Annotated in this window: 12 protein-coding genes; 4 read left to right on the top strand and 8 right to left on the bottom strand. The window is 72.7% G+C overall.

The window, feature by feature from the left end; genetic code table 11:
• Window positions 1-44 precede the first annotated feature (44 nt).
• The 4 genes from ACIBNA_RS26025 to ACIBNA_RS26010 all read right to left on the bottom strand — a co-directional run bounded on the left by ACIBNA_RS26025 (window position 45) and on the right by ACIBNA_RS26010 (window position 5,728).
• Window positions 45-1,691 (bottom strand): glycosyltransferase family 2 protein, encoded by a 1,647-nt coding sequence (locus ACIBNA_RS26025; RefSeq protein ID WP_399167525.1) that lies wholly within the window; start codon window positions 1,689-1,691, stop codon window positions 45-47.
• Window positions 1,688-3,883 carry a CDP-glycerol glycerophosphotransferase family protein gene (locus ACIBNA_RS26020; RefSeq protein WP_399167524.1) on the bottom strand — a complete coding sequence of 732 codons (2,196 nt, stop codon included), beginning with the start codon at window positions 3,881-3,883 and terminating at the stop codon, window positions 1,688-1,690. The genes ACIBNA_RS26025 and ACIBNA_RS26020 overlap by 4 nt, the downstream gene beginning before the upstream one ends.
• A 107-nt stretch (window positions 3,884-3,990) precedes the next feature.
• Complete coding sequence (locus ACIBNA_RS26015) at window positions 3,991-4,821, bottom strand: ABC transporter ATP-binding protein (RefSeq protein WP_274816713.1); 831 nt, start codon at window positions 4,819-4,821, stop codon at window positions 3,991-3,993.
• Window positions 4,814-5,728 (bottom strand): ABC transporter permease, encoded by a 915-nt coding sequence (locus ACIBNA_RS26010; RefSeq protein ID WP_399167523.1) that lies wholly within the window; start codon window positions 5,726-5,728, stop codon window positions 4,814-4,816. Before ACIBNA_RS26010 ends, ACIBNA_RS26015 begins: the two co-directional genes overlap by 8 nt.
• A 211-nt stretch (window positions 5,729-5,939) precedes the next feature.
• On the opposite strand from ACIBNA_RS26010, the gene ACIBNA_RS26005 reads away from it, so the two are divergent.
• A complete protein-coding gene (locus ACIBNA_RS26005; protein ID WP_399167522.1) occupies window positions 5,940-6,566 on the top strand; it encodes a TetR/AcrR family transcriptional regulator in 627 nt (208 codons plus the stop codon).
• Between the two features lie 14 nt (window positions 6,567-6,580).
• Here ACIBNA_RS26005 and ACIBNA_RS26000 read toward each other — a convergent pair whose 3' ends face one another.
• Window positions 6,581-7,261: a Crp/Fnr family transcriptional regulator gene (locus tag ACIBNA_RS26000; protein WP_399167521.1), complete on the bottom strand. Its 681-nt coding sequence runs from the start codon at window positions 7,259-7,261 to the stop codon at window positions 6,581-6,583.
• A 95-nt stretch (window positions 7,262-7,356) separates the two neighbouring features.
• On the opposite strand from ACIBNA_RS26000, the gene ACIBNA_RS25995 reads away from it, so the two are divergent.
• Window positions 7,357-7,680 carry a YciI family protein gene (locus tag ACIBNA_RS25995; protein WP_399167520.1) on the top strand — a complete coding sequence of 108 codons (324 nt, stop codon included), beginning with the start codon at window positions 7,357-7,359 and terminating at the stop codon, window positions 7,678-7,680.
• Here the strand turns inward: ACIBNA_RS25995 and galE are convergent.
• Together galE and ACIBNA_RS25985 are read right to left on the bottom strand one after the other, a co-directional pair.
• Entirely contained in the window at window positions 7,625-8,605 is a 981-nt protein-coding gene (gene galE, locus ACIBNA_RS25990; RefSeq protein WP_399167519.1) for a UDP-glucose 4-epimerase GalE, read from the bottom strand. The genes ACIBNA_RS25995 and galE overlap by 56 nt on opposite strands.
• 65 nt (window positions 8,606-8,670) lie before the next feature.
• Complete coding sequence (locus tag ACIBNA_RS25985) at window positions 8,671-10,287, bottom strand: glycosyltransferase family 2 protein (protein ID WP_399167518.1); 1,617 nt, start codon at window positions 10,285-10,287, stop codon at window positions 8,671-8,673.
• A 94-nt stretch (window positions 10,288-10,381) separates the two neighbouring features.
• Between ACIBNA_RS25985 and ACIBNA_RS25980 the strand changes: the two genes are divergently transcribed.
• On the top strand, window positions 10,382-12,022 hold the full coding sequence (locus ACIBNA_RS25980; protein ID WP_399167549.1) for a glycosyltransferase family 39 protein: 1,641 nt from the start codon (window positions 10,382-10,384) through the stop codon (window positions 12,020-12,022).
• Between the two features lie 284 nt (window positions 12,023-12,306).
• Here the strand turns inward: ACIBNA_RS25980 and ACIBNA_RS25975 are convergent, their stop codons facing one another.
• Window positions 12,307-12,795, bottom strand: coding sequence for a MarR family winged helix-turn-helix transcriptional regulator (locus tag ACIBNA_RS25975; protein WP_399167517.1), 489 nt, complete (start codon window positions 12,793-12,795; stop codon window positions 12,307-12,309).
• A gap of 124 nt (window positions 12,796-12,919) precedes the next feature.
• On the opposite strand from ACIBNA_RS25975, the gene ACIBNA_RS25970 reads away from it, so the two are divergent.
• Window positions 12,920-13,333 carry an organic hydroperoxide resistance protein gene (locus tag ACIBNA_RS25970; RefSeq protein WP_274816706.1) on the top strand — a complete coding sequence of 138 codons (414 nt, stop codon included), beginning with the start codon at window positions 12,920-12,922 and terminating at the stop codon, window positions 13,331-13,333.
• Window positions 13,334-13,336 lie beyond the last annotated feature (3 nt).

Raw genomic sequence — 13,336 nt, 5'->3', positions numbered from 1 at the left:
CGTCGGTGCTGAGGTCGGGTGGGTCCGCATCCGGGCAGGAGTACCTACTTCAGGGCGCTTGCCAGCAAGCGTGCTGCCCTCTTGACCCTCGGTCGGGCCACCCGTCGCACCACCGGGCGTACCACCCTCGCCGTCACGCCCGCCGGTTCCCACCGGACCTGCAAGCGGCCGGGGCCGTGGCCCTCCGGTTCCACCGTCAGGCGGTGGGACGGCACCTGAGTCGTCAACGCCGGGAAGGTCAGGGGAGCCAGGAGGAGGCCCGTGTGGGACAGGCCCTGGTGTTCCAGGCGGAGCAAGGGGTGGCGGACTCCGGCGAAGCCATGGAAGGGGAGGGGGGCCGCTGCCAGGTCCAGGTGGGCGTGGCCCTCGAAGATGCCGGGGCGGACGGGGGAGAGGCGGAAGGGGACGCGGAGGCGGCGCCGGCCCGGGGCGATGAGGAGAGTCGCGCGCTGGGGGCCGACCGGGAGGCGCAGGGCCGGGTCGTACGTGCGGATGGTGAGGTCGACCGCGGCGCCCGGGCCCCGCGTGATCTCCGTGATCTCGTGGCGGAACTGGGCGCTCGGGAAGGGGCGTGTCTCCAGTTCCAGGTCCGAGATGTCCAGTTCGCGGCGGGACCATTCGGAGGGTGGGATCTTGTCGCCCCAGTAGGTGCGGCCCTGTGCGTCCGTCGTGACCTGCCTCGGTGCCACACCGCGGCCGAGGCCCCGGGCCGCCAGTCCGGCCTCCGGCAGGCGGCGGTCGCGGATCAGCTGGAGGACCACTCGTTCGGCGCGGGGGAGGCGGGCGAAGGCGCCCGGCGCGAGTGTGTCCAGGTACGGCGTGACGATGTCCGCGAAGGAGGACAGCCACTCCTCGTCCCGGTAGGGCAGGTCGCTGGCGTACATCCTGAAGTCGTGCTTGAGGAACTTGTGGTCCTTGTCCTCCCGCAGCGACTCGTGCCCGCTCTCGGCCAGGAACGCGTCGATGAGGTGCTGGACGTGGACGCGGTCGCGGACGTTGGCGAGCTTGTGCCGCTGGTTGGAAATCGACGCGGCCTCAAAGGCGGCGAACGGGGCCACGTACCAGCGGTAGACCGGCTCCGGGATGATCGTGAAGGCCTTGGCCAGGCAGTACGCCTGCGCCGAGAACAGCTGGTCCTCGTAGTGGATGCCCTCCGGGAAGCGCAGGCCGTGCCGGTCGAGGAAGGCGCGGGCGTACATCTTGCTGGTGGCGAGGTGCTCGAAGAGCAGACGCGGGTCGGCCTCGATGCCGTCGAGGGTGCGGCGCTCGGCGACCAGGTGCGGCATCCACGTCGAGCGGCGGCCGTTGTCGACCCGGACGCGCTGCACCGCGCCCATCGCGAAGTCGATCTCGCGTTCGCGGTGCGCGGCGAGCAGTAGTTCGACGGCGTCGTCGGGGAGTTCGTCGTCGCTGTCGAGGAACATCAGGTACGGCGCCCGGGCGGTCTCCAGGGCGCGGTTGCGCGGGGCGCTGCATCCGCCGCTGTTCCGCTCCAGGCGGAGGTGGCGGACACGGGGGTCCGCGGCCGCCAGACGCCGTGCCACCTGCGGGGTCTCGTCCGTCGAGTGGTCGTCGCTGATGACGATCTCCACGTTCGCGTGGGTCTGCCGGCGGACCGAGTCGACCGCGCGGGTGAGGCGTTCGGCGTCGTTGTAGACGATGACCGTCACGGTGACGTCGGGGGTGCTCATGCGGTCGCCTCCTGCGGGGTCGGGGCCGGGGTGCGTTCCTCGATCGGCAGCACCGGCGGCAGGGACTGTTCGTCCTGGCCGAGGAAGACCCGGCGGACGACGCGTTCGGCGGCGCGTCCGTCGTCGTACTCGCAGAACCGGCGCCGGAAGACGGCCCGGGCCTTCGCCGCGCCCTCGTCGTGCCAGGCCTCGGTGGTGAGGATCTCCGTCAGCTCCTGCTGGGTGCGGGCGACGGGGCCCGGGGCCTCGGCCATCAGGTCGAAGTAGACGCCGCGGGTCGTGCGGTACGTCTCCCAGTCGTCGGCGTGGATCACGATCGGGCGGTCGAGGTTGGCGTAGTCGAACATGATCGAGGAGTAGTCCGTGACCAGGGCGTCCGCCGCCAGGCACAGCTCCTCCACCGGGTCGTAGGAGGAGACGTCGATGATCTGGCCCGTGCGGCGCAGGCTGGTGAGCGGGGAGGCCGCGCCGCCGTAGAAGTAGTGGCCGCGCACCAGCAGAACCGTGTCCTCGCCGAGGCGGTCGGCGAGGGCGGCGAGGTCCAGGCGGGGGGTCCAGCCGGCCTCGTAGTCGCGGTGGGTGGGCGCGTAGAGGACGGCCCGGCGGCCCGGCGCGATGCCGAGCCTGTCGCGGACGCTGCGGATGTCCTTGGCGCCGGCCGTGTAGTAGACGTCGTTGCGCGGATAGCCGTGGTCGAGGGAGACGTAGTGCGACGGGTACGCGCGCTCCCACATGCGCGTGGTGTGGCTGTTGGCGGAGACGCTGTAGTCCCACTTGTCGATGCGCTCCAGCAGCGCCTGGAAGTCCAGGCCCTGCGCGGCCGCCGGGTACGCCATCTGGTCCAGCCCCATGCGCTTCAGCGGCGTGCCGTGGTGGGTCTGGAGGTGGATCGCGTCGGGGCGTTTGACGACCGCGTTGGGGAAGTTGACGTTGTTGACGAGGTACTTGGCGGTCGCCAGCACCCCCCAGTAACGGCGGCTGCCGGGCACGACGTGGTCGGTGCCGGGCGGCAGCAGGGCCGCGTTCTCCTCGGTCACCACCCACACCGGGTGGATCTGCGGGGCGAGTTCGGCGAGTTTCGCGGCGATCGCGGCCGGGTTGCAGGCGACACCGCGGTTCCAGTACGCCGAGAACACCGCCAGGTGCGGATTGACCGGGCGGCCGAGGGCCCTGCGGTACTGGTGGTCGCGGAGCTTGGCGCCGACTTGCCGCTTCCGGGTCCGTACGGCCGACTTGGCGGTGCGGCGGGTGCGGTTGACGGCCTGGAAGGCCCGGTACCTGGCGTAGGCGCCCTCTTCGAGCAGGGAGCGGCGGACGCCTTCGAGACCGGCGGGGCGCCGGTAGCCCTCGGGGCGGCGGCGCAGGGCGGCCAGGGACGCCCGCCTGAAGAACTCACGCGCGACCTCCTCCTCCATGCCGCCGCGCGCGAAGGTGCGCAGGCAGTCGCGGACCATGACGTCGTAGAGCACGCCGTGGGCGGCGCGGCGGTCCCGGGTGAGGTCGAGGAGCGACTCGTAGCGCTCGACGAGGCCGTAGCGCTGCTCGGGCGTGACCGGGGGCAGGCTCGCGGGGCGCAGCCTGCGGTCCTCGTAGGCGACGTGCGGCAGGCAGGCGACGCGGTCGGCCAGCAGCAGGGCGGCCAGGGCGGCGTACGGCTCGTCGTCGGTGGTAAGCCGCTGCTCGTGCGCCCGCCAGAAGCCCGCGCGCAGCACGCGGGTGCCGAGCAGCGGGGTCAGGCGCAGCAGCGGCGCGCAGTCGTCGAGGGCGACGTCGGCATGGCCCGCCCGGGCCAGCAGGAAGCCGTCCCGGGAGGGCATGCCGGAGGTGTGCCAGGTGCTGCGGACGTGGTCGAGGAGCAGGACGTCCACTTCGGCCGGGAGCTCGGCGACCCGCTCGGCGACCGTGCGCGGGGCGCCGGCGGGCAGGCCGTCCTTGGCGTGGACGAAGTGCAGCCAGCGGCCGGAGGCCCGTGCCGCCCCCGCCGCCCGGGCCGCGGCGTCGCCGGTGCCGTCCGGCAGGGGGACGACCTGGACGTCCGGGGTGTGCCGCTCGGCCGTCTCCCGGGCCCAGTCGCCGACCGCGGCCACGATCAGCTCGGCGTCCGGCAGGGGATGGGCGGCGAGGGAGTCGAGGAGCTCCGTCAGATGGTCCTGAACGTTCGGCCCGTGGACGATGACGCTGAGCTCGGGCATCACAGGGCTCCTCCATCTCGTCGCACCAGGCGGACCTTGTTCGGTCATGGTGCCACCAATGCGACAAAAGGGCCGACCGGGGCGCGCCTCACGAGGGAACGGGCACCTTACGAGGGAACAGGCACCTTGGGCTGCGGCTTGGCCTTGGGGGACTTGTCGCCGGTGAACGCCTCGTACTCCTTGAGGACGTCCTCCGTCGGCCCGTCCATGCGCAGTTCCCCGCGCTCCAGCCAGAGCACGCGGTCGCAGGTGTCGCGGATCGACTTGTTGTTGTGGCTGACCAGGAACACCGTCCCGGCGTGCTTGCGCAGCTCGCGGATGCGGTCCTCGGAGCGCTTCTGGAAGGAGCGGTCACCGGTGGCCAGCGCCTCGTCGATCAGCAGTACGTCGTGGTCCTTGGCGGCGGCGATGGAGAACCGCAGCCGCGCGGCCATGCCCGAGGAGTACGTGCGCATCGGCAGCGTGATGAAGTCGCCCTTCTCGTTGATGCCGGAGAAGTCGACGATGTCCTGGTAGCGCTCCCTGATCTGCTCGCGGGACATGCCCATGGCCAGGCCGCCGAGGTACACGTTGCGCTCGCCGGTCAGGTCGTTCATCAGGGCCGCGTTGACGCCGAGCAGGGAGGGCTGGCCGTCGGTGTGGATACGGCCGTTCTCGACCGGGAGGAGCCCGGCGACGGCCTTCAGCAGGGTCGACTTGCCGGAGCCGTTGGTGCCGATCAGGCCGATCGCCTCGCCCCGGTACGCCACGAAGGACACGTTCTTCACGGCGTGCACCCGGCGCACGCCCGACGCCTTCTCGGTCTGCCCCCGGCGCAGCATGCGGTTGAGGGCGGCGGTCGCGGAGCCGCGTCCGGCGCCGGTGCCGTTGACGCGGTAGACGATGTCGACGCCGTCGGCGACGACGGTGGGGATCTTCTCGCTCAGGTGCTCAGCCACGGCCGTACGTCTCCTCAGCCTTCCAGAAGTAGATGAAGCCGCCGACGCCGGCGACCAGCGCCCAGCCGGCGGCGAGCGCCCACACATGGGCCGGGAGCTGGCTCGCGTGGAAGCTGTCGATCAGGGCGAAGCGCATCAGGTCGATGTAGACGGCGGCCGGGTTGACCGTGAGCGCCACCGTCACCACGTGCGGGAGGCTGTCCTTCTGCGCCAGCTTGTCGATGCTCCACATGACGCCCGAGACGTACATCCAGGTGCGCAGCACGAACGGCATCAGCTGGGCGATGTCCGGGGTCTTGGCGCCCATCCGGGCCATGACCATGGAGACGCCCGCGTTGAACGTGAACTGCAGGAACAGCGCCGGCAGCGCCAGCAGCCAGGACACCCCGACCGGCACTCCGAAGCAGAGCAGGATGACGACCAGGGCGCCCATCGAGAACAGCAGCTGCTGCAGCTGCTGGAGGCAGAACGACAGGGGCAGCGCGGCGCGCGGGAAGTGCAGGGCGCGCACCAGGCCGAGGTTGCCGGAGATGGCGCGGGTGCCCGCCATGATCGAGCTCTGCGTGAACGTCCAGATGAACACGCCTGTGACCAGGAACGGGATGTAGTCCGGCACGCCGTGCTTGGTGCCGAGCAGCACGCCGAAGATGAAGTAGTAGACCGCCGCGTTCAGCAGCGGGGTCATCACCTGCCAGACCTGGCCGAGCTTCGCCTGGCTGTACTGGGCGGTGAGCTTGGCGGTGGCGAACGCGGTGATGAAGTGGCGGCGGGCCCACAGCTGGCGGACGTACTCGGGCAGGGAGGGGCGGGCGCCGCTGACGGAGAGGCCGTGGCGGGCGGCGAGGGCCGCGAGGTCGTCGTCGGCCGGGGCCGGTGCTTGGGGCGGTGTGTGGAGGACCTGGCTCACATCCGCTGCTTTCGTTCGAGGGGGGTGTGGGGCCTGTGGGGTCGCGAAGAGCGATGCGGTGGGGCGGTTCTTGCCGGATGCCGTGGGTCGGTTCTTACCGGGCTCTTCACGATTTCTTACGTCGGAACGGGACCGTATCGTCGCAACGGGAGCGTACGTCGATCGAACGTCGGAACGCAACCGTTTCGTCGTGACGCCCTATGCTGTCGGCATGACGACGAAGCCCGACGAGCCCCAGCAGCCCCGGCGCCGCCGGGCCCCCGCGGGGGCGGCCGTACTGCGGGAGGACGTGACGGAAGCCATCCGGGCGGCCGTCTTCGAGGAGCTCGCGGCCGTCGGCTACGCGCGGATGTCCATCGAGGGGATCGCGCGCCGGGCGGGGGTCGGGAAGACGGCGGTGTACCGCCGCTGGCGCTCCAAGCTGCACCTGGTCCTCGACATCGTCTCGGCGCTCGCCGTGCAGGGCCTGCCCGCGCCGGACACCGGCTCCCTGGAGGGCGACCTGCGGCTGCTGTACGAGGTGACGTCCCGCGCCCTGCGCCACCCCGTCGCCTCGCAGATCATCCCCGACCTCCAGGCCGAGGCGGCCCGCAACCCCGAGATCGCCGAGGCCCTCCAGAAGGCCCTGCGCGAGGGCCAGGACGGTGTCGCGACCGGCATCGTCACGGCGGCGGAAGCCCGCGGTGAACTCCGCCGGGGGCTCGACCGCGACCTGGCCCTGGACCTGATCTCCGGCCCGCTCTACTGGCGCTCGGTGGTGATCCGCAACCCCAAGCTGCCCAAGGGGTATCTGGGGTCGCTGGCCCGGGCCAGCGCGGAGGCGTTGAAGGCGCTGTAGGGCCGGGGCGCCCGTCAGCCGTGCCGGGCGGCGCGCTGCGCGAGCAGCTCCGGGGCGAGCAGTTCGATCCGGCCGTCCGGTGCCGGACGGACCAGGCCGTCACACCGGAGGCGGGACAGCGCGCGGTTCACCGTCACCCGGGTGACACCGAGCAGGTCGGCGAGGCCCTGCTGGGAACCGGGCAGGGAGACCAGAGGCCCGCTGTCGGCCGCCGCTTCCAGCAGCCAGGCCGCGAGGCGTGCCTCGCACGGCAGGGTCATCGTGACCGTCAGTCGGTCCTGCTGGGCGCGCGCCTGGGCGGCCAGCAGCCGCAGCACATGCGCGCGGACCGCCGCCGAGTCGTCGAGCAGCGTCATGAACCGCGCTCGCGGCACGGCGCGCACGCTGCACGCCCCGGCCGCCGTGAACGTCGCGGTGTGGCCCGCCCGGTCGAGCAGCGCCACCTTGTCCAGCGCGCACGGCCCCCTCCACGTGCCGAACCGCACCACACGCCCACCCGCCGTCGCCGCGGACGCCGCCGTGCTCCCGCTCAGCAGCACGAGCAGATGATCGGCCGGCTCGCCCTGCATCCGCAGTACCTCCCCGGCGGCGTAGCGGCGCGGTACGGACACGTTCCACAGGGCGACCAGGTCGGCGTCCGGCAACCGCGCGAACAGCGGTACGTCCCTCAGTCGCCGCCATCCGTGCCCGTCCACACCAACTCCCGTCTGTATCGCGTGATACAGCACCATCCGGCGCCCCGAGCGTAACCTCACCACCGACCCCGTACACCGGCCCGGAAAGGACCCCCGTGTTCGCCGTGGAACTCGCCTTCATCCCTGCCCCGGAGCGCCTGGCCGCCCGTCCCGCACACCGCGAGACCCTCGCCCGTCTGCACGCCGACGGACACCTGGCAGCCGCCGGCCCGTGGGCCGACGACACCGGCGCCCTCCTGCTCTTCACGGTCGACCGGGCACGTCTGGACGAGATCCTGCACGAAGACCCCTACTACCACCGCACGCCCGGCGTCGAGGTGCGCTCGGTCCGCGAGTGGACCCCTGTCGTCGGCCCGGCGCCGATCAGCCCCGCGCCGCCTCCGGGTGCAGGCGTACCCAGCCCTCCCACGCCGAGGTGATCATGTCCTGGACGTCGTGCCGGGCCTTCCAGCCCAGCTCCGCGGCCGCGCGCTCGGCGGAGGCGACGACTCGGGCCGGGTCGCCCGGGCGGCGCGGTGTGACCGTGGGCGGCCGGTCGTAGCCGGTGACCGTGTTGATGCGGTCGATCATCTCGCGGACGGAGACGCCCTCGCCCCGGCCGATGTTGACCGTGAGGTCGCGGCCGGGGGAGGAGCTCAGGACCCGTGCCGCCGCGACATGGGCCTCGGCCAGGTCGACGACGTGGATGTAGTCGCGTACGCAGGTGCCGTCCGGCGTCGGGTAGTCGTCGCCGAAGACGCGCGGGGGCGCGTTCTCCGTGAGCTTCTCGAAGACCATGGGGACGAGGTTGAAGACACCGACGTCCGCGAGCTCCGGGCTCGCCGCCCCGGCCACGTTGAAGTAGCGCAGGGACGCGGTCGACAGCCCGGTCGCCCGGTTCGTCGCGCGCACCAGCCACTCACCGGCCAGCTTCGTCTCGCCGTAGGGCGACATGGGCACGCAGGGCGTCTCCTCCGTGACCAGGTCCACGTCCGGCATGCCGTACACCGCCGCCGAGGAGGAGAAGACGAAGGACGGCACCTTCGCCGCCGTCACCGCGTCCAGCAGGACGCGCAGGCCCTCGACGTTCTCCCGGTAGTAGTGCAGCGGCTGCTCGACCGACTCGCCCACCTGCTTCTTCGCCGCGAGGTGGACGACGCCGGTGACCGCGTGGTCCGCGAGGGTGCGCGCGAGCCGCTCGCCGTCCAGCGTCGAGCCCACCACCAGCGGCACTCCCTCGGGCACCCGCTCGGCGATACCGGTGGACAGGTCGTCGTACACCACCGCCTGTTCCCCCGCCGCGGTCATCGCCCGTACGACGTGCGCTCCGATGTAGCCGGCGCCGCCGGTGATCAACCAGGTCATGTGCGGCCGTCCCCTCGTCAGTTGGCCCGTGGTGGTGGTGCTCTGTGCCGATACGCGTCGTGCTCTCAGTGAAGCAGGCGGCGCAGCCTTCCGCGTGCGACGGACAGCACACCGCGTACGCCGGGCGCCACGCGCAGCGCCAGCGCGCCCGAGTGCGTGGCGTACGGCTGTACGAGTACCACGCCGTGCCGGGCGCTCGGGACGGCGCTGCGGCGCAGCAGACCGGCGCCCGTGAGGGCGTGCGCCATGACGTCGCGGCTCACGCCGCCGCGGAAGCGGATCCGCAGACGCAGATCCCAGGTGCCCACGCCGGTCGCGGCCAGCGCCGGGAGGTCCACGGTCGTCTCCGCCGACCAGGTGCCGGCCGACGGCACCAGCGCGGCCGTACGACGGACCGCCTCGTCGCCGTCGTCCCGGTGCCGCCACTCCACCTCCACCGCCTCCGGGCCCGCCTGCGCCACCCGGCCGTACAGCTCGTGCAGGCGCAGCCGCAGCCGGGCACCGCGCGCGCGTGGCCGCAGTTCCGCGTCGACGGCGAGGGGCAGTACGTGCACGGGCCGGGTGAGCAGGGGCTCCAGGGAGACCTGCGGGAGGTCCTGAGACCAGACGGGCGTGCCGTCCGAGGCCCGGGCGTACGGCGGGTACAGCCGGGCCGGGCGGGCCGCCAGCTCCCGCAGCCGGGGCAGGTCGCGCGGCTCCGGGGAGGCCAGGACGACCCGCCCGACCAGTCGGCCGGGAGCGGCCGGGTTGCGGGCCCAGTCGTCCGCGTCGTACTCCGCGAGATGCGCCCGCGTGATCTCCCACCACACGCGCCGGTAGGCGGCGTCGCGCAACCCCAGTTCACGCATGTACATCCGCAGGTCGTGGTCGAGGAACTTGGCGCGCGCGACCCGGGCGAGTTCCTTCTGCCCGGCGCCCAGCAGGACCTCGTACGCCTGCCGGCACGCCTCCGTACGGGCCCGCCAGTTCTCGACGCCGGCCCGGTCCAGCGAGATCGACAGCCGCTCGGCGGACCGGCGCACGTGCCAGACGTACACCCGGTCGGGGACCAGGGCGATGCGCGGGGCCGCGGCCAGCACGCGCGCGGTGAAGACGACGTCCTCGTACGGGAAGCGGCCCTCGGGGAAGCGGATGCCGTGCTCACGCAGGAAGCCGGTGCGGTAGAGCTTGTTGACGCAGAGCGTGTCGTGGACCAGGCGCGGGCGCTGCGCGGGGTGCGGTACCACGGCGTGCAGCGCGTACAGGCGCGCCTGCCAGGGTACTTCGCGCCCTGACGGCAGTTCCCGGCGTACGCACAGGCCGCTCGCGACCTCCGCGTGCGCTCCCCTCGCCGCGTCGAGCAGCGCGTCGACCGCGCCGGGCGGCAGGACGTCGTCGCTGTCCAGGAACATCACGTACGGCGACGTCACCGCGTCGAGCCCGGTGTTGCGCGGGGTGCCGCAGCCGCCGCTGTTGGCCCGGCGGCGGATGACCTTCAGGCGGGGCTCCGACGCGGCGAGCCGGTCGAGCAGGCCGGCGCTGCCGTCCGTCGAACAGTCGTCGACGGCCACGACCTCGCGCACGACCGGGCCCTGGGCGAGCGCCGAGCGCACGGCGTCCGTCACATGGCCGGCGTCGTCGTAGCCGATGACCACGACGGCGACCTGGGGGAGAGGCCTCTCGGGGTTCTGTACGGCATTCATTACGGCGGATCGTAAGCCGGGCGACTGACATGAAAGTGGTAACACACCATCAAATGCCATCAAAGCCCGCGTAACGACACAAAATCGGGCCGTGATGAGCGGACAGTCGAGGGGGAACGGCCGGTCGGGCACGGGCGTGGTGCCCGTGGCGGTTCCCATGGCGGTGATGCCGGTGATCGGGCTGTGGGGGCTGGACCGCGGCGGCATGTGGGGCGACGAGAGCGTCACCTTCCAGGTGGCGCAGCGCACGGTGCCGCAGATCTGGCGGCTGTTGCACGACGTGGACGCGGTGCACGGCCTGTACTACCTGTTCATGCACGCCGTCCTCGCCGTCCACCCGGGCGAGGTCGTCCTGCGGCTGCCGTCGGTGTGCGCGGCCACGGCGACCGCCGGCCTGGTCGCGGCCCTCGGCGTCCGGCTGGCCGGGCCGTGGGTGGGCCTGTGGGCCGGTCTCCTCTACGCGATCACGCCGATGACTGGCCACTACGCCCAGGAGGGACGGTCGTACGCGCTCGTCGCGGCGGGCGTGGCGGGGGCGACGCTGCTGCTTCTCAGGGCGGTTGAGGCAGTCACCGCCCGGGCCTGGTGGCCGTACGGGACCGTCGTCGCCCTGACCTGTCTGCTGCACGAGCTGGCGGTGCTGGTGCTGTGCGCGCACGCGCTGACGCTGGCCCTGCTGCGGGTGCCGAGGAGGGTGTGGTCCGGCTGGGGATGTGCGGCGGGAGCGGTCGTGCTGCTCCTGCTGCCGCTGGTGTGGGTGTCGCAGGGGCAGTCCGGGCAGGTGGCGTGGCTGGTGACGCCCGGGTGGGACAGGGCCGAGAGGCTGGTGCGGCACTTCTCTCCCGGCCCGGCCGGGGTGGTCTTCTGGGGCTCGCTGCTGCTGATGGCCGTCGGGCTCCGGACGCGGCGCCTGGCGGCGGTCGCGCTCCCGCTGCTGCTCGTGCCGCCGGGGATCCTGATGACCGTGTCGCAGGTGCGGCCGCTGTTCCACGACCGGTACGTGCTCTACTCCCTGGCCGGGGCGTCCCTGCTGGTGGCCGCCGGGGCCGGGCGGGCGGCCGGAGCGCTGGGGCGGGTGCGGTTCGCCGGGCGGCGGGTGCGGGTCGGCGGCCGGCAGATGCGCGCCCTGCTGGGCGTCACCGGCGTCCTCGCCCTCACCGTCACCTTCGTCCACCATCTCCCCGTCCACCGCCAGGACCGCTCCGCCGCCCACCGCCCCGACAACCTCGCCGTCGTCTCCGCGCTCGCCCTCCGCCAGATGCGCCCCGGCGACCCGGTGCTTTTCGTCCCGTCGGTCGGGAGGCTCGCCGCGCTGGCCTACCCCAAGGGGTTCCGGCAGGTCCAGGACATCGCGCTGCGGGAGCCGGCGCCCCGGTACGGGACGCTGTGGGGCCGCGAGGCGACCCCCGGGGAACTGCGGCACAGGCTCGCCTCGGTGGACCGCGTCTGGGTCGTCGCCGAGGCGTACGCGCTGGACCCGCGCTGGTCTCCGTCCGATCCGGTCGAGCGCACGAAACTGGCCGTCCTGGCGGAGGATTTCACCGTCCGGGAGGAGCACACCCGGAACGGGGTGATCCTCCGCCTCCACGTCCGGAAGGCCCCGGCCGACGCACCGGCCGTCGATGAGCCGTCCACCGGGGTGGCGACCGCCGGTGCCGCGACCGCCGAGGTACCGGGGCCACGGGCGAGCCGTCCACCGGCGTCGCGACCGCCGATGAGTCGTCCGCCGGCGTAGCGACTGCCGATGAATTGTCCGCCGGCGTAGCGACCGTCGGTGAGCCGTCCGTCGAGGTACGTCCGCCGGGGCAGCCACCGCTGACGAGCCGTCCGCCAGGCGCCGTGGCAGCTTGGGGTTGCGTGTCGAGTGCCGGCCGTCGGTGGTTGATCGCGCAGTTCCCCGCGCCCCTTGATGCCCGACGGGCCGTCCGCCGACGAGCCGCAGGCCGGCGTGGCACCCGCCGACGCAGTTACCACCGATCAGCCACCCGGCGCGCCCACCGGCGAGCCCCCCCGCCTCCGCTACGACCGCCCGTCCGCCGGCGAACCGCCCGTCGGCTCCGCGAGCGCCGCCGCGTCCAGGGCGGTGGTGAGCTCGTCGAGGCGGGCGCGCAGGGCGCGGATCTCGTCGGGGCCGAAGCCCGTCGAGGCGGCGATCCGGCGCGGCACCTGAAGCGCCCGCCGCCGCAGCGCGACGCCCTCCTCGGTCAGCCGCACCTCCACCGACCGCTCGTCGCGCGCGCTGCGCTCCCGGCGCACGAGCCCTGCCGCCTCCAGCCGCTTCAGCAGCGGCGACAGCGTGCCGGAGTCCAGGCGCAGATGCTCCCCGAGCTTCTTCACGGGCAGCTCGTCGTGCTCCCACAGCACCAGCATCACCAGGTACTGCGGGTAGGTGAGCCCCAGGTCCTTCAAGATCCCGCGGTAGACGCCGTTGAAGGCGCGGGAGGCCGCGTGCAGGGAGAAGCAGATCTGCTGGTCCAGGCGGAGCCAGTCGTCGTCCGGCGTGTTCATGCCTCCAGGGTAACTCGCACCCGCCACTTAATTGTGCACAACTTAATTGTGTGTTCTAATTCTGGCTGTCGGGCGGCCCGGAAGCGGGCCGCCGAACGTTGACGTGTGAGAGGGAAGGATTTTCATGGACGCGCTCTACACCGCTGTCGCCACCGCCACCCACGGCCGCGAGGGCCGCGCCGTCAGCTCCGACGGCGTGCTGGACCTCGCCCTGGGCATGCCCCAGGCGCTGGGCGGCAACGGCCAGGGCACCAACCCCGAGCAGCTCTTCGCCGCCGGTTACGCCGCCTGCTTCGGCAGCGCCCTCGGCCTCGTCGGCCGCCAGGCCAAGGTCGACGTCAGCGACGCCGCCGTGACCGCCGAGGTCTCCATAGGCAAGCAGGGCGAGGGCTTCGGGCTCGCCGTCACCCTCCGCGTGGAGCTCCCCGACAGCGTGGACGAGGCGACCGGCCGCAAGCTGGTCGAGCAGGCCCACCAGGTCTGCCCGTACTCCAACGCCACCCGCGGCAACATCGAGGTCGACCTCGTCGTCGAGTAAGCA

The organism is Streptomyces sp. NPDC050164 (assembly GCF_044459945.1).
Classification (GTDB): Bacteria; Actinomycetota; Actinomycetes; order Streptomycetales; family Streptomycetaceae; genus Streptomyces; species Streptomyces coeruleorubidus_A.
The sequence above is the reverse complement of the archived record's forward strand: the minus strand, read 5'-3'. Positions and strand labels throughout refer to the sequence as shown.